We start from the raw sequence: 17,201 nt of genomic DNA, 5'->3' as shown, positions 1-17,201 counted from the left end.
TACGAAATATCCAGAAAGAATGATGCAATAAGAGACTAGTTAATAATTCTTTTATTATTAGATTCATTATTGCCTTAAATCCATTATATTCGTATTTTTGTATCCGTTTTTTAATTATAATTAAATATAAAGAACTCAATGAGAATGTATGTAAGAGTAATGGCAGCGGTCATTGCATGTATATTGCTGAGTGGAGAAGCCCTTTCGGCATTTGCAATTACCCCCGCTACAGAAAATCTGAGTTGGTTTAAGAAGAAAAAGAAAAAACCAGAAGAGAGAGAAGAGAAGAGTAAAAGTGACTACGAGAAACTAGTGGAAGGCAGCAAAACGACAAAAGGAATGTTTGCTGTACATCAAAAGAAAAATGATTTCTATTTTGAAATTCCTACCGCACTTTTAGGACGCGACTTATTGGTTGTCAATAAACTGCAACGGGTTCCTGCCGAATTGAATGAGGCAGGTGTGAATCGTGGAGTAAACTACGAGAATCAGATGGTTTGCATGGAATGGGACAAAGCAAATGGCAAACTGATGTTCCGCCAACAACGCCCGTTACCTCTTGCGCCCCGTACTGACGCCATTTTCCGTTCGGTACAAGATAATTTTATTTCTCCATTGATTGCCGCATTCAAAATCGAAGCTGTCAATGCCGATTCTACTGCACTGGTAATCAAAGTGAATGATATTTATGACGGCACGGAAACCAGTATCAATAATGTGTTTACCAATATCAATCTGGGCACATCGGCTATCAAGAATTTATCACGTATCCTGTCTATCAAATCTTTCTCAAACAATGTCGTGGCAACTTCCGAGCTGACAACCAGAGTGACAGAAGGAACTACAACAGTGTATGTGACAGTGGAAGTCAGTTCTTCCATTCTTTTATTACCCGAAACACCGATGATGGGACGTTTTGATAATCAGAAAGTCGGATACTTCACCAACCCTTTATTGAACTTCAGCGACGCCCAACAAGGAACGGACAAGACACAATACATTACCCGTTGGCGCATGGAGCCGAAACCGGAAGACCGTGAAGCCTATCTAAAAGGACAGATTGTGGAGCCTGCCAAACCAATCGTATTTTATATTGATAACTCAACTCCCTACCAATGGCGTTCGTACATCAAAAAAGGAATCGAAGATTGGCAGGTCGCTTTTGAGAAAGCCGGTTTCAAAAATGCGATTATCGCCAAAGAAATAACGGACAGTATGCACGTAGACATGGATGATGTCAATTACTCCGTGCTGACATACGCTGCTTCGGAAAAGAAAAACGCAATGGGACCTTCTCTTCTGGACCCTCGTTCCGGAGAGATTCTGGAAGCGGATATCATGTGGTGGCACAACGTGCTTTCTATGGTACGTGAATGGATTACGGTACAGACCGGAACCGTTTGCCCCGAAGCACGCAAAGTACAACTGCCCGATGACTTGATGGGAGACGCCATCCGGTTCGTTGCCTGCCACGAAGTAGGACACTCATTGGGCTTACGTCATAACATGATGGGATCGTGGGCTTTCCCGACGGATTCATTGCGTTCCGAAACATTCACTTCCAGAATGAATTCTACAGCTTCATCCATTATGGATTATGCACGCTTCAACTATATCGCCCAGCCGGGAGACGGTGTGAAGGTTCTTTCTCCGCACATCGGTCCATACGATATGTTCGCTATCGAATACGGTTACCGTTGGTATGGGAAAAATACTCCGGAAGAAGAAAAAGCTCTCTTATTTGACTTTTTGAGCAAACACACCGACCGCCTCTATAAATATAGCGAAGCACAAGATGTTCGTGACGCAGTAGATCCGCGCGCACAAAATGAAGATTTAGGTGACGACCCGGTTCGTTCTTCCCTACTAGGTATTGAGAACCTGAAACGTATTGTGCCACAGATTCTCCAATGGACTACAACCGGAGAAAAGGGACAGACTTATGAAGAAGCGTCACGCCTCTATTATGCTGTCATCAATCAGTGGAACAACTACTTATATCATGTACTCGCCAACATCGGTGGTATTTATATCGAAAATACAACTGTGGGAGATGGCATCAGGACCTATACATTCGTAGAAAAAGAGAAGCAACAGGCCGCACTTAAGTTCCTGTTGAATGAGGTATTGACCTATCCTAAATGGTTGTTTGACACGGAAGTGGGACAGTACACCTATCTCCTGCGTAATACTCCGGTGGGAAAACAGGAGAACGCTCCTACTCAGATTCTCAAAAATGCACAGGCTTACATTCTTTGGGATTTATTGGGCAACAATCGCTTGATGCGTATGATTGAAAATGAATCCGTCAATGGGAAAAAGGCCTTTACGGTAGTAGAACTGATGGATGGACTTCATAAAAATATTTTTGGAGTTACCGAACGGGGAGGTGTCCCCAATGTCATGGAACGTTCTTTACAAAAAAATTTCCTTGATGCATTGCTGACAGCCGCAGCAGAACCCGAAGCAGTAAAAATCAACAAAAAGATTGCCGATGAACACTTCTTGCTTGACCATGCCACTCCGTTCTGTAGCTGTTATGCAGCTGAACAACGGGCACTTCGCCAGGAAGACCGCATGGGAGCTCCACGTGTGCTCAACTTCTACGGTAGCCAGCTTAACCGCATCTCAGATGCAATCTCAGTAAAGCGCGGTGAGTTGTTACGTATCAAGAAGCTGTTGCAGAATCGTCTTGGAACTTCCGATACGGCTACACGCTACCATTATGAAGATATGATTTTACGAATTAACACAGCTCTAGGAGTCAAATAAAACAAATCAATCACTAAACATTTACAATTAATGAGAAAAAGACATCTTTGTATTTTGATATGCCTTTTCGCCAACGCATTGTTTTTTGCCAATGCCGCGAATCGCACTATCACCGGAGTCGTGATCTCCGGTGAAGATAATGAACCACTCATCGGCGCCTCAGTTTACGTATCAGCCGATGAACTGAAAAAAGCCGGAGTATCACAAACATCTCTAGGTACGATTACAGATATAGACGGAAAGTTTTCCTTGTCTGTCCCGGAAAAAGTAACCCGGATTCATTGTAGCTACATCGGTTTTGAAGAGCAAAGTATACCATTACAATCTGGAAAAGAAAATTACCGTATTGTACTTCAAGCCTCATCACATACATTAGGGGACGTAGTAGTAACCGGTTATCAAGAGTTGGAACGCCGCAAACTGACCGCCTCCATTGCCAAAGTAGATGTTACAGATGCAATGGTAGGTGCCGCAAAAAGTATCGACCAGGCATTAGCCGGACAAATAGCCGGTGTATCCGTTACGACAACCTCCGGTGCTCCGGGTGCCCCCGCACGTATCCGTATTCGTGGTACAGCGTCGCTAAACGGAACGCAAGACCCGCTGTGGGTGTTGGACGGAATTCCATTGGAAGGGACGGATATTCCGAATTTAGACAGTGATACGGATAATGATATTGTAAACATAGGACAATCATCTATTGCCGGAATCAGTCCGTACGACATTGAAAGTATTACAATTTTGAAAGACGCTGCTGCAACAGCTATTTACGGTGCACGCGCAGCAAACGGTGTAATTGTAATTACTACCAAAAGAGGACGCACAGGTAAACCTATAGTCAATTTCAACACAAGATTGAGTTATACGCCCAATTTGAATACTTCGCGACTGAATCTATTAAATTCCGAGCAGAAAATCAATTTGGAATTGGAATTGATGAAAGAACCGGATGACATATTCACTGCCCATCCTTTTTATCGCAAGGGAGGAGTCGCTTCTGTCTTAAGGCAATACAATTTATTTGAAACTTACCAACAGCAAGGATGGGACGGATTAAGCAGCGAGGCTCAAAACGCTATCAACCGATTGAAAACAATTAATACTGATTGGAACGACCTCTTGTTCAGAAGTGCATTTACCCAAGAATACAATTTCAGTATTTCAGGAGGTAGCGAAAAAACCACCTATTACAATTCATTAAGTTACTCTAAAGAAAATGGTAATGTACCAGGTGTTGATATGAGCCGTTTTAACCTGACAAGCAAAACCTCTTATCAGGTAAACCGAATGCTAAAAATCGGGGCTTCCATATTTGCCAACCGACGGAAGAACCAAGATTTTGTAAGTGACAAATACGGTTACTCAAATCCAATTTATTATTCGCGTGTGGCAAACCCATATCAGGAAATATACGATGCGGAAAATAACTATATCTACGACTACGATATCCGCTCGACAAGTGATAACGAACCGGACCTCAAACGAGGGCTCAATATCCTTGAAGAACGTGCCAATACGAGTAAAGAGACAGTGACAACTGCTATTAATTCGATCTTCAATGTTGATTTACGTTTCAATGATCATTGGAAAGTGACTTCACAAGTCGGATTGCAATGGGAACAATCTAAAGTTGAACAATATATCGGTCCAAACACATTCTCCATGCGTTATATGCGCGAAGAGAGCAAAGATGGAGAGAGTTATATTATTCCGGAAGGAGGAATGCATAAAGTAAGCAACTCCACTACCTCGCAAATCACTTGGAAGATACAAGGCGAATGGAACCAGACTTTCAAAGATATCCATGAGGTACAAATTATGGGTGGTTCGGAAATCCGCAAAAACTGGTATGATGCACTTGCATCCACCGCTTACGGTTATGATCCTAAGACACTCACAACAAAACCACTTAACATTGACCTAAGAGACGCTGACAATTATCCGCTGCACATAAAATCTTATACAGAAAACGCTTTTGCATCTTTCTATGCTAACGGTTCCTATACACTTATGAAACGTTACACATTAGGAGCAAGCGTACGTATGGATGGCTCCGATCTATTCGGGGTAGACAAGAAGTACCGTTTCTTACCCATTTACTCTGTCAGTGGATTATGGAGAATCTCCAATGAGCCATTCTTGAAACCGGCTAATCAATGGATGGATAATTTAGCTTTGAGATTATCCTACGGTCTGCAAGGTAATATTGATAAAAATACCTCTCCTTTCTTGCTCGGTAATTATGGTAACCAAACAGTAATTGATAAAAATGAGACAATTATAACCATCGGTTCAGCTCCCAACGACAAACTGCGTTGGGAAAAGACTGCGTCTTACAATGCCGGAATAGATCTCTCCGTACTCAAATCAGCCATCAATCTCAGTATAGACTATTATTACAGAAGGGGAAGCGACCTTATCGGCTACAAGGACTTGCCTTTGGAAAACGGCTTCTCCTCACAAGCAATCAATTGGGCCAGCATGGAGAACAAGGGGGTAGAAATAAACCTGGAAACCCGTAATATAACAACTAAGGATTTTTCTTGGTCCACTACATTCAATTTTGCTTATAACAACAACAAAGTACTTAAAGATCATAAAAAGGAAAACAGCCCGACTCCAGGACTGGAAGGTTACCCGGTAGGTACTATTTTTGCAATCAAAAGCAAGGTTGATCCGGAAACAGGACGCATACTTATCTATCCAAAAGGAAGCGATGAAGCTGTTACTGTTGAAAAATTATTCGAAATGGTAGACCTAACCGGAGGATTTGGAGGCTTTTATGAGTATGATGCGACTGCAGAATTCCAACAAAGCCTATACGAATATGCCGGAACAAATGACGCTCCCTACACAGGTGGTTTAATCAATACATTCAACTACCGCAATTGGGAATTGAATCTCAACTTTTCATATTACTTTGGTGCACATGTACGTACAAATCCTTCTTACAATGTTGTCGGATTTGACCCCGGACATAATGCAAATCAGGATATCCTTGAACGCTGGACACCCGAAAACCATAGTGGAAAGTTTCCGGCTTTACTCACAAAAAATAATTATCCTGCCGATTATGCACTTTTCGGTGATCTACCTGCTATTTATAAGAACCTTGACTTATGGGTAAAACGTCTCAACTATGTACGCCTACAGAATATAAGACTAGCATATAAGTTACCGCAAGAATGGCTCCGTAAAATCAACATCAACGGAGCGACTGTTGCTGTAGAAGGACGTAATCTATTAGTTTTTGGCTCTAGTTACAAAAACTATATGGACCCGGAATCAATGAGCAATCTCTATTCCACTCCGGTGCCCAAATCAGTAACATTCAACCTCAGTCTTAATTTTTAAGTAATTCTCCAATATGAAAAGAATAAAATCAATATATAGATTTCTTGTATTGACAGGTTGCATTGTCATGACATCATGCAGTAACTACCTCGACATACAGCCTGTCGGAAAAGTCATCCCCAACACTCTAGAAGAATACAGAGCATTGATGACTACGGCATACTCAAAAGACCTTTTGGACAGGAGTGTTTGTGATATGCGTACAAAAGACATCACCATAAAAAAAGATAACATAGACCAAAGTGATTACGGCGATATAGAAAAATGGATAAACAATAGTACATCTGCCAGAGAATTCGGCTGGCTAGATTATTATGAAAATATATATTATGCCAATGCCATCATCGACAAGCAAGATGAAATAACGGAAGGAAGCGAACAGGACATCAACCAATTGGTGGGAGAAGCCTATTTAATGAGAGGATATATGCACTTCCTTTTGGTCAACTTCTACGGGCAACCTTACACCAAAGAGGGTGCACCGAAGACAAAATCCATTCCATTGAAACTAACCCTCGACCTTGAAGAGATTCCATCACGCAATACAGTAGAAGAAGTATATACTTCTATTCTTGAGGACATAGAAAGCGCACGCAATCTCATTACAAAAAAAGAATGGGAATTAGGTTATAATTATCGGTTCAACACTCTTTCCGTAGATGCTTTTGAAGCACGGGTACGCCTTTACAAAGGAGAATGGCAACTTGCATACGCTGCAGCAGAACGTGTCTTAAAACAAAAAGCGACACTCGAAGATTACAATAATCCGGATGCCAAAGCCAATTTATATACCTCTGTTGAATCAATTACTGCGTATGAGAGGATTTATGGGCCAACCAACACATTAGATGCATCAAAAGCTACACAATCATTTGTAGATATGTTTAGTGAAGGAGATTTACGCCCTATAAGATATTTCGGAGAAAAGGACAATGAGGTTGATTATTATCCCATAATTAAAACAAGCGGAAGTGTAGATTATAAATGTAGCTTCCGTGTCGGTGAACTTTATTTGAATTCAGCAGAAGCAGCTGCCCGTCTAGGTCATTTATCTGAAGCCAGAAACCGCTTATTACAATTAATGGAAAAGAGATATAATCCGGAAAAATATGAGCTGAAAAAGAATGAGATAAATAATATGGAGCAAGAAATTCTAATTTCTGAAATATTGGATGAACGTGCCCGCGAATTGGCATTCGAAGGTCATCGCTGGTTTGACTTACGCCGTACTACCCGTCCGAGAATAGAAAAAACTTTATATAGCGGACAGACCATCATTTTGGAACAGAATGACGAACGCTATACCTTACGCATTCCTCAAAGTGCTATTGAAGCTAATCCGAATCTCTCCAATTAGCCATTTACTCTGATACCCACTATAAACTCCCTTTGCAAAATCATCAGCAAAGGGAGTTTTTTCATTGTATCATATTTATTCTGCTATTTCAAATTATTATTGAAGAACTGTTCTATCTTATCGAATGGGATTACTTGCAGATTATCGTACAAATCTACATGATTGGCTCCGGGAATAATCAATAATCCCTTATTGTCACCTTTCAGTTTCTTGAACGCATCCTCACTAAAGTAACGGGAATGAGCTTTTTCTCCGTGAATCATCAGCACTGCACTACGTATCTCGTCGCTATAGGACAGAATAGGCATATTGATAAACGAAAGCGAAGAAGTCTTATTCCAACCATCATTAGAATTGAGTGAACGTTTGTGGTAACCGCGTTCGGTTTTGTAATAGTCGTAATATTCTTTCACAAATTGTGGAGCATCATCCGGTAATGGATCAATCACCCCTCCGGCAAGTGTATAAGAACCATTGCGGTAGTCTTCGGTTCGCTGAGCATTGAGTTGCTTGCGTAATTCATAACGGGCGTCGGCATCCATTATATCATTGTAACCATTAGCGTTCACACGGCTCATGTCATACATCGTAACCGTTACTGTTGCTTTGATTCGAGTATCGATAGCCGCCGCATTGAGCGCCATACCACCCCAGCCGCAAATACCGAGTATACCGATACGATCCGTATCCACATCGTCACGGTTGGCAAGATAATCCACCGCTGCACTGAAATCTTCCGTATTAATATCCGGTGAAGCCACATAACGAGGCTCACCACCACTCTCACCTGTATAAGACGGATCGAAAGCAATCGTCAAGAATCCCCTTTCTGCCAGCGTTTGGGCATACAGTCCCGAAGATTGTTCTTTCACCGCACCAAACGGGCCGCTAATGGCGATTGCCGGCAATTTACCTTCTGCATTTTTGGGGATATACAAGTCAGCAGCAAGCGTGATACCATAACGGTTGTGAAAAGTAACTTTCGAGTGACGTACTTTATCGTTTTCGGGAAACGTCTTGTCCCACTCTTGAATCAGGTTTAATTTCTTTTCCGTAAACTTATTATTTCTGTCAGAAAGATTACCTGCTGACAACAGCTTGCCTGCAATACAAAGACATATTGTCATTACTACACGCGAAAAATTCAATGTTCGTCTCATACATTCTATTATTTATGTTATCAATCATTTTTCTATTCCCTTTTAGGAATGTTACAAAATTAGATAGATTTATGCCTAACCCCGGTAGACAAATTACTGATATTACATCTCAATCATAACCTTAATTACAGATTTTATAATACTGACGGAAGCTGTAAGTAAGGTGGAATCCGTAACTGAGGTTATATAATCCGTAATTAAGGTTGTTGGAATGACAGAATTATCCCGTATTTTTGTAAACGATATACGACGGAAGTGCTTTTAAAACATTAAACAGCAATAATTATGAACAAGATATTCAACTTGAACAGTGTAGACCAATACAATAAATTGTACGGCCTTGAAACTTTGAATCCGTTGGTCAGTGTGATCGATTTAAATAAAGCCACCCGGCAGATGAATTATGCACACTGGCATTATGGTATCTATGCACTTTACCTGAAACTCGAAAAAGCGTGTGACATCAGATATGGGCGGCAAAATTATGATTATCAAGAAGGAACCATTGTATGTTTTGCTCCCGGACAGGATGCGGAAACGACATTGATCACAGATCGCGTGCAAGTGAATGCACTTGGCATACTTTTTCATCCGGATTTATTACTAGGAACATCACTTGGCAAGACAATCAAGAAATACACGTTCTTCTCGTATGAAGTAAACGAAGCCCTTCATCTTTCTGAAGAGGAACGGAATATTATTATGGATTGCCTGAGAATCATCCGCCTTGAACTAGAGCACGGAGTGGATAAGCATAGTAAAACATTGCTTGTAAACTATATAGAACTGCTCCTTAACTACTGTATGCGTTTCTATGAACGACAATTCGTCACCCGCAGTAAAGCGAACCATGATGTGTTGACTCGTTTCGAGCAATTACTTGACAACTACTTTTCAGGAACTTTTGCAGAACAAAACGGCTTACCTACTGTCAAATATTTCGCTGACAAAATATGCCTTTCCCCCAATTACTTCGGCGATATGGTAAAGAAAGAAACCGGCAGGACACCACAGGAACATATTCAGGAAAAAGTAATCGAAATGGCAAAGGAACGTATGATCGGCACAGAAGATACAGTCAGCCAGATTGCCTACTCATTGGGATTCCAGTACCCGCAGCATTTTTGCCGCCTGTTCAAAAAACGGGTAGGATGTACTCCTAACGAATACCGTGTACAGAATAATCTGTGAAAAGAATATGAAGAAGAAAAATACATTGGACTTGAATACCGTGCATGAATGCAATCGTTGTCTGGACTGCAAAACATTGCATCCTCAGGTGAGTCTTATTAATTTGGAGAATCCGTGTCTGGAGCAGGATACTGTCAAGTTCGAGTTCTACGCTATCTTACTGATAGAAGACTGTCCGGACGAATGTTCATGTTGCGGCCGGAAGTATTATGATTATTCCAATGCGACAATGGTCTTTCTTAAACCGGGTGAAGTTTTCCGAATGAGCAAGGAAAAGACCTTACCCAGCAAAGGCTTTTTGCTGGTGTTTCATCCGGACTTGCTGTTTCAGACCACATTGAAGAACCATATCAATAATTACACCTTCTTCCACTACCACAAAGAAGAGGCATTGCATCTATCGCAGCGTGAAACAGAGAAAGTCACCTGCTGTCTATGGAATATAGAGGAAGAACTGCATCATTCGATTGATACACATAGCAGGACTATCCTTTCACGGCATATCGAACTATTACTGGATTACTGCACTCGTTACTACGAACGTCAGTTTATCACCCGCGAAAACAGGAATAAGGCAATTCTCAGAAAAATGGAACAGTTGCTTGAGGATTATATAGAGTTGGGGAAATTACAAAATGGCAAACTTCCTACACCCGACTATCTGGCGGAAAGGCTCAATCTTTCTCCTGTTTATTTTACAGACCTGCTGAAATTTGAAACAGGCAAGACTTTGGAACAGTATTTCCAACTCAAACGATTGGAGACTGCTAAACGAATGCTGATGAAAGACGGTGCCACACCCACTGCCGTTTCCCGTCAATTAGGCTATCCGAATGTACAGCATTTCAGCCTTATATTCAAGAAAATAACAGGTATGTCACCAAGTGATTATCCAAAACAGGTGAATTAAAACTACTCTTTTTTCATATTTATCCTCCAAAAGCATTGTTATTCAACAAGAAAACAATATCTTTGTTCCCACTTATTACGATTAATAACGTAGAAGCGTTTAGAATATTATCTCTGGTCAGAATCTGGTAAATTCATCTATTGGGGAGATAATGGCAACTAAGCGTTCACGTCTTTGTTATATGCAAGGGCGTGGACTCTGTTGTTCATTTCCCAATAGGTTTACCAGAGCCCTGAACAAGATGAACTAACGACGTCCACGCTTCTTTTGTATATATACGGTATCTGGACGCATACTACCACAACAAACAATCGTAAAATGAACAACATTATTACAAAGTTCTTTGCATCTTTATTAGCCTACGGGGTGGCTAATAAGAAAAAGCGTTTTTCGGCAATCGGTCATTTTTCAGAGGGATTAGCTCCGGCTAGAGGTACAATACAATGGGGATACATCAACAAAGGATATGATATCATCATTCCTTTACAATATGAACGGGCTTTTTCCTTCAAAGAGAACTTAGCTATGGTAGTACGCGACTCCCAATATGGATATATCGACCGCACAGGACATATACAAATTCCTTTTAACTTTTCAGCAGCCCATTCGTTCGAACAAGAATGTGCACGAGTATGCAATGACGGATTATGGGGGCTGATCGACAGACAAGGCAATTATATTCTTCCACCAACATACAGTCTGATAGAGCAATTCACCGAAGGACTGGCACTCGTCTCTCTTAATAGTAAGGTGGGATTCATCAACATGAAAGGCAAAGTCGTCATTCCATTAGAATATGACAACGGTTGTCCTTTTTCCGAAGGACTGGCAGCCGTCTGCATTGAAAAACAATCCGCCAAATGGGGATACATAGACAAAGAAAATCAAGAAATACTTCCTTTTAAATACGATATAGCAGAACCCTTTTATAACAACATAGCCCGAGTGGGTCTCTATGGAAAAAGCATGAAAATCAATAAGCAGGGCAGCGAATGTCTGTAACCAACCACTCCGGCATTCATTTCATCTCAGCCTACAGTATTCTGCCTTAACGCTCATTTTCACCACAGATTACACGGATTTACACAGATAATAAATATTGATTATTGATATATTAAAATCTAATCTGAGAAAATCCGTGTAAATCTGTGATGAATTATGATACAGCCTTACTAGAAATATTTCTTCTCCGCCGCCCGTTGCCAAGCCTCCACCAATTCCGTCATGACTTCCGATACTGACTGTCTGCGGGATACAATGGCGGATACTTGACCGATCTCCAGCTCACCCTCTTCCAAATCACCTTCAAATATACCTTTCTTGGCACGACCGCGTCCGAGCAAGATTCTTAATTCTTCGGGAGTAGCACCACTATCCTCCGCTTTCTCCACAGCTTCCCGAAAAGCATTCTTCACTAAACGTGTCGGAGCCAGTTTCTTCAACAGCAATTTCGTGTCTCCTTCACCCAAACTCAAACAATAGTCTTTGAATACCGGACTGGCAGAGCTTTCTTCCGTCAGGGCAAAACGGGTTCCGATCTGCACTCCTTCAGCTCCCAACACCATAGCTGCTAGAATACCTTCCCCCGTACCGATGCCACCTGCCGCAATCAACGGCAATGTAGTAGCTTCACGCACGGCCGGAATCAGACAGAAAGTCGTTGTTTCCTCACGTCCATTGTGCCCGCCGGCTTCAAAACCTTCGGCAACTACCGCATCCACTCCCGCTTCCTCACATTTCACTGCAAAACGGGAAGAAGAAACGACATGAATCACCGTAATGCCACGTTCTTTCAGCCATCCTGTCCACGTTTTCGGATTTCCTGCAGAAGTAAAGACAATCTTTACTCCTTCCTCCACCACAATATTCATTATTTCTTCTATCTGAGGATACATCAAAGGAATGTTCACCCCAAAAGGAAATCTCGTTGCCGCACGGCATTTACAGATATGCTCGCGCAAAGTCTCCGGATGCATGGATCCGGCACCGATCAGTCCTAAGCCACCCGCGTTACTCACTGCGGAAGCCAATCGCCAACCGCTACACCAAACCATACCACCTTGAATAATGGGATACCGGATCCCTAGAAGAGAAGTTATTCTGTTCATAATAAATAATGTATCAATACATTTTATATAACGCTTTTACCGGGTAATCTGTTCGATAGGTTTATTTATCAACACGGTAGTTGAATCTCCATAAGTTTTCAACACTTCCAACGTGCGGATACGGTTATCTCTTCCTGTTTTGTTCCAGAATTCTTTCGTAAAGGCAGCCATCAAATCAAGCCCGCTAATAGTTCCGCCACAAACTGAGACATTCTCCCCTATCCGTATTTCATTCGCTTTCCGGTTACGTGTCCGGTTCGTATAGAATCTCTGCCGACGCAGTTCGTAGAAAGAATCTCCCCGCCATGTATTCTTGTTCACTCTGATCTTTTTCTGATAAACTGGATCCCAGTTATAGCGGGTATTTGCCTTATACGGCATAAGAGTCAACACAACTTTCGGTTTAGGCAGTGCTTCGGGAAGCGACTCATCGGGCAACATCCAACGCTTCTCCTCCGACATACGGGGAGTACCCACCGCACCGCCGAAATCAATCTGCTTGACCGCCTTCGGGTTCAGCTTCAGTTCTTCACTGCCTTCCAACAACTTTTGCAGTTTGAGCGAATCTTGCACAGACCATTGGGCATAGCATACCCCTGTCAGCAGCAGTGAGACTGCCGATATAAATAAACGTTTCCTCATTTTTTATTGTTTTTTATCTTCCGAAGGCTCTCCCCTTTTTACCACCAACGATAGCCTGTTCCACAAAGCGGCTCATCATGACACGGGTCAATCGTCCACCGGGTTTTAGGATATTGCCGTTCCTCCCACCAGCTACGGTAACAGGCAGCTGCATCGAGCACTTCCTCATCGGTCAGGAAATAGATGGCCTCATAATTTTCAGCATTTGCCAGCACCATCTTGCAGCCTAACGACGGAGGTGTACCTTGACGGATATACTCGATCACCCAAAGCATACACTCACCCAAACGGATCTTACCGTTGTTCGTATTATAGACCGACGGGAACGAAGGAATAATTGTCAGATCTTCCGCATATTTCAAAAGTTCGGGAATATCCTCCTCCATGAAATGAGGCACTTCCACCACTCCTTTATCATTCTTCATTTTATATGTACCCGCCTTCAATTGTTTCACAAAGAGATCAACATCCGGATTGTTATAATCCATTTCTTCGCTGCTGCATCCCGCAAAAGATACAATCAGGCAAACAGCCATCCACAGCATTAATAGTGTTTTTTTCATTTTCATAAGGGTTAATACGTCATGCGAAGTCCGCAGAGCAAGTTAAAGTTAGTCGGCCGCTTCGTGCGTACCGTAGCCAGTTTCGAATCGGTACTGAAATGATGCGAAACACCGGGCTCGGCAAAAACCGCAAGCCGGTCATTAATCTTATAATTGATTCCAATACCGGCAGTTACCGCCAATTGGACAGGTTCTTCCTTAAAACTGTTATCCGTCGCACCGGCTATACATTTATCCGCCACTCCGCCTACGGTAGCATAAAGGTCTACTTTCTTCGTATCTACCAGTGTCACGTTTACCCGCACGGGTATACCCAGATAATGTAAATGCTGTCCGGCCGAACGAAGATTTGAATAAAGCAGTCCGGTTTCTATCCCCAGATAGTCGTTCAACTTTCGTTCTACTGTTACTCCTGCGGAAACAGGTATCTTGTAAGTACCGTCCTCTGCCGGAAGCGCCATGCCTACTTGAGCTTTCACAGCCCAGCAACGTTTCTTCATTATTTTCTCCGAAGTCACAGGCAAACCCGCCCGTTCTTCCTCCCGGCCGACAGAAGTTTCCATATTTCCATTCGCTACCTGCCAATAACCACTATGGCGTTCGTTACCGTAAGGCCGCTCATGCCCTGTAGCCGTGGACGAGAAAGAGAACGACATCGAGAAAGTAAAGGCAAGCGAGTCCTCATCTTCCGTATATTGCGACAACATTCCGAATGACTGGGGAGCCGGTTTCTGCAATACCGGTTCTACCGGCAGCGGCAGTTGATTGACACGTATCCCGTCTCCGTCCATCTGCCCTCCATTCGTCGCGGCTATCTTGGTAAACGCTTCCTCCATCTCTTCTTTAGGTGAGAAATACAAGAAAGTGGCTGACGAAGCTGCCAGAACAAGCAGTACGGACGCCGCAGCCGCCACACGGAAGAGCAGGAGCCGACGACGATGTTGACAAGCCACAGGAATATCCTGCAAAAGCTCTTCCCAAAAACCATCCCGTACATTCATCCCGGTATCGGCGAGACGTGCGCGAAACAGATCGGTTATTTCATCATTTTCTTTCTTCATGGTTCCTATACTCTTTAATTCTTTTTGCTAACAAATATTTGGCCCGGTGTAACTGCGAAGTAGACGAGTGCTCTTTAATATGAAGCAGCTTGGCTATCTCCTTGTGTGACTTCTCTTCAAACACATAAAGGTTGAAAACGGTTCGACAACCATCCGGCAATTCGGCAACAAATGTCATCAATTGCTCTTCGGAGATGCCTGCCCCTCCTCCCGAATCTGATATATCGGGGATATCGGGAAGTTGCTCTTCATGCACCACCAACTGATTTACCCGTTTCTCCCGCCGCAGGTAATCAAGTGCTTGAGTCACCATCACTCGGGTTATCCATGTACAGAGCGAAGACTCGCCCCGAAAGGAGAAATTGGTAAAAATCTTGATGAAACCGTCATGCAGTACATCGTGCGCCACATCCATATCACCCGTATAGCGGAAACATACCGCCAGCATTTGTTTGGAATAGAGGGTGTAAAGTTCCTTTCGGGCTGAATCCTTTCCTGCCCGACAGCCCTTTATCAGTTCTATCTCGTTTTCCAAAGTCAATTACCTTTTTAAAATCGGACGTATGTCTGCGTCGTTTTACTCATTAGACGCAAGAATTTGAGGAATGCTGCAAGGAATATTGCTAAAAGAAGTTAAACAGATTCACCACAGAGGACACAGAGTACACAGAGGATTTAAACTTACTTTATAGGAAAAATTTCCTATCATTATTCCTCTGTGTACTCTGTGTCCTCTGTGGTGAAAAAAAATCAGCACGCTTTGAAGCTCATGTCCAGTCCTTTCACGGAATGCGTCAAAGCCCCGACGGAGATAAAGTCAACGCCACATTCGGCATAATCACGAAGAGTATCAAAGGTGATACCGCCGGAAGATTCGGTTTCATACTTGCCAGCCACCATTTCTACTGCCTTTTTAGTCATTTCGGGAGTGAAGTTATCGAACATGATACGGTCTACACCACCTAAATCAAGCACTTGTTGCAGTTCGTCGAAGTTGCGGACTTCTATTTCTATCTTCAGATCTTTACCTTTTTCCTTGCAGTATTCTTTGGCACGGGTGATGGCCTTGTCGATACCTCCGGCAAAATCCACATGATTGTCTTTCAACAGAATCATGTCGAACAACCCGATACGATGATTTACGCCACCGCCAATCTTTACCGCCATCTTTTCAAGGATACGCATACCGGGAGTTGTCTTACGGGTATCCAATACGCGGGTATGAGTGCCTTCAAGTTTCTTCGCATATTTGCGTGTCATGGTCGCGATACCGCTCATGCGCTGCATCACGTTCAACATCAGGCGTTCGGTTTGAAGCAAGGATTGCACCTTACCTTCCACCACCATTGCCACATCACCCGGCTTCACTTCCGCACCGTCATTGATAAACACTTCGACTTTCATCGTCGGGTCGAAACGATTGAAGATTTCTTTAGCCACTTCGATACCGGCCAGCACACCGGCTTCCTTGATAAGCAATTTTGATTTTCCCATTGCCGTAGCGGGAATACATGAAAGGGTGGTATGGTCACCATCGCCTATATCTTCTGCAAAAGCAAGATCGATCAGTTTGTCGATCAGTTCTTTTTCCTTATTCATTGATTTTGTCTATTCTTATTTGGTGTATTAAACATTTATCCTGTACTTTTTTCAGAAAGCAGTTCACACGAAAGTTTCCGTTCGTTGTGGCCAACGTACCGATAACGAAACTTGACTCGTCCCGCTTTCCCTGATGGTTCACTGTAAACCCATTGACTTTATTCTTCGTGAAGAAGTCTTGCATCACAGCGGTCGCTTTCTGTTTGTCAACGTTTGTCGAGCTACCTTGGAGCACCAGGTTTACCTTGTCCCCCATATACTTACTCAGCTCTTGTGAGCTTCCTCTTTTAAATGCCGTAATCACTCCTGCCGGTATCTCCTGCGCCATTAGCAACGAGAAGGAAAGAAGCAAAGCGGCCATTCCTACGAGCACTCGTTTTCTCATAAATACAAGCTTTTAAGTTGTAGTCTAAAGGTTTAGACTTTCAACTAATGATAGGCAAAGGTAAGCATTAATTGCAGAATAACATAAAAAATGCCTATT

The 17,201-nt window shown here is 42.7% G+C and carries 14 protein-coding genes; 6 read left to right on the top strand and 8 right to left on the bottom strand.

The genetic code is table 11. The features are described 5' to 3' along the window. Positions 1-138 precede the first annotated feature (138 nt). From ACNOGP_RS10620 to ACNOGP_RS10610, 3 genes are read left to right on the top strand one after another with little or no spacing between them, the layout of a single operon-like run. Positions 139-2,772: a zinc-dependent metalloprotease gene (locus tag ACNOGP_RS10620; protein WP_418212844.1), complete on the top strand. Its 2,634-nt coding sequence runs from the start codon at positions 139-141 to the stop codon at positions 2,770-2,772. Positions 2,773-2,802: 30 nt separating this feature from the next. Continuing rightward, positions 2,803-6,126: a SusC/RagA family TonB-linked outer membrane protein gene (locus tag ACNOGP_RS10615; protein WP_418212843.1), complete on the top strand. Its 3,324-nt coding sequence runs from the start codon at positions 2,803-2,805 to the stop codon at positions 6,124-6,126. 13 nt (positions 6,127-6,139) lie between these two features. Then, entirely contained in the window at positions 6,140-7,483 is a 1,344-nt protein-coding gene (locus ACNOGP_RS10610; protein WP_418212842.1) for a RagB/SusD family nutrient uptake outer membrane protein, read from the top strand. Between the two features lie 83 nt (positions 7,484-7,566). On the opposite strand, the gene ACNOGP_RS10605 is transcribed toward ACNOGP_RS10610, so the two are convergent. Continuing rightward, positions 7,567-8,643: an alpha/beta hydrolase gene (locus tag ACNOGP_RS10605; protein ID WP_229099143.1), complete on the bottom strand. Its 1,077-nt coding sequence runs from the start codon at positions 8,641-8,643 to the stop codon at positions 7,567-7,569. A 285-nt stretch (positions 8,644-8,928) separates the two neighbouring features. On the opposite strand from ACNOGP_RS10605, the gene ACNOGP_RS10600 reads away from it, so the two are divergent. From ACNOGP_RS10600 to ACNOGP_RS10590, 3 genes are all read left to right on the top strand, one after another. After that, positions 8,929-9,834: a helix-turn-helix domain-containing protein gene (locus tag ACNOGP_RS10600; RefSeq protein ID WP_418212841.1), complete on the top strand. Its 906-nt coding sequence runs from the start codon at positions 8,929-8,931 to the stop codon at positions 9,832-9,834. A gap of 7 nt (positions 9,835-9,841) precedes the next feature. Then, on the top strand, positions 9,842-10,744 hold the full coding sequence (locus ACNOGP_RS10595; protein ID WP_186968073.1) for a helix-turn-helix domain-containing protein: 903 nt from the start codon (positions 9,842-9,844) through the stop codon (positions 10,742-10,744). Between the two features lie 318 nt (positions 10,745-11,062). After that, complete coding sequence (locus ACNOGP_RS10590; protein WP_418212840.1) at positions 11,063-11,746, top strand: WG repeat-containing protein; 684 nt, start codon at positions 11,063-11,065, stop codon at positions 11,744-11,746. Positions 11,747-11,916: 170 nt separating this feature from the next. On the opposite strand, the gene ACNOGP_RS10585 is transcribed toward ACNOGP_RS10590, so the two are convergent. The 7 genes from ACNOGP_RS10585 to ACNOGP_RS10555 all read right to left on the bottom strand — a co-directional run bounded on the left by ACNOGP_RS10585 (position 11,917) and on the right by ACNOGP_RS10555 (position 17,102). Next, the gene (locus ACNOGP_RS10585) at positions 11,917-12,852 is read right to left on the bottom strand and encodes an NAD(P)H-dependent flavin oxidoreductase (RefSeq protein WP_418212839.1); all 936 of its coding nucleotides are present in this window, start codon (positions 12,850-12,852) and stop codon (positions 11,917-11,919) included. A 36-nt stretch (positions 12,853-12,888) separates the two neighbouring features. Continuing rightward, positions 12,889-13,494, bottom strand: coding sequence for a DUF4858 domain-containing protein (locus ACNOGP_RS10580; RefSeq protein ID WP_418212838.1), 606 nt, complete (start codon positions 13,492-13,494; stop codon positions 12,889-12,891). Positions 13,495-13,532: 38 nt separating this feature from the next. Beyond that, a complete protein-coding gene (locus tag ACNOGP_RS10575) occupies positions 13,533-14,057 on the bottom strand; it encodes a DUF4943 family protein (RefSeq protein ID WP_029425789.1) in 525 nt (174 codons plus the stop codon). 11 nt (positions 14,058-14,068) lie between these two features. Continuing rightward, complete coding sequence (locus ACNOGP_RS10570) at positions 14,069-15,118, bottom strand: porin family protein (RefSeq protein ID WP_418212837.1); 1,050 nt, start codon at positions 15,116-15,118, stop codon at positions 14,069-14,071. Next, on the bottom strand, positions 15,102-15,653 hold the full coding sequence (locus ACNOGP_RS10565; RefSeq protein ID WP_007765761.1) for an RNA polymerase sigma factor: 552 nt from the start codon (positions 15,651-15,653) through the stop codon (positions 15,102-15,104). The genes ACNOGP_RS10570 and ACNOGP_RS10565 overlap by 17 nt, the downstream gene beginning before the upstream one ends. Positions 15,654-15,868: 215 nt before the next feature. Next, positions 15,869-16,717 carry a carboxylating nicotinate-nucleotide diphosphorylase gene (gene nadC / locus ACNOGP_RS10560; RefSeq protein WP_195476264.1) on the bottom strand — a complete coding sequence of 283 codons (849 nt, stop codon included), beginning with the start codon at positions 16,715-16,717 and terminating at the stop codon, positions 15,869-15,871. Then, entirely contained in the window at positions 16,710-17,102 is a 393-nt protein-coding gene (locus tag ACNOGP_RS10555) for a DUF4783 domain-containing protein (RefSeq protein WP_143866527.1), read from the bottom strand. The genes nadC and ACNOGP_RS10555 overlap by 8 nt, the downstream gene beginning before the upstream one ends. Positions 17,103-17,201 lie beyond the last annotated feature (99 nt).

The sequence above is a fragment of the Bacteroides difficilis genome (assembly GCF_048319815.1).
GTDB lineage: Bacteria > Bacteroidota > Bacteroidia > Bacteroidales > Bacteroidaceae > Bacteroides > Bacteroides zhangwenhongii.
The sequence above is the reverse complement of the archived record's forward strand: the minus strand, read 5'-3'. Positions and strand labels throughout refer to the sequence as shown.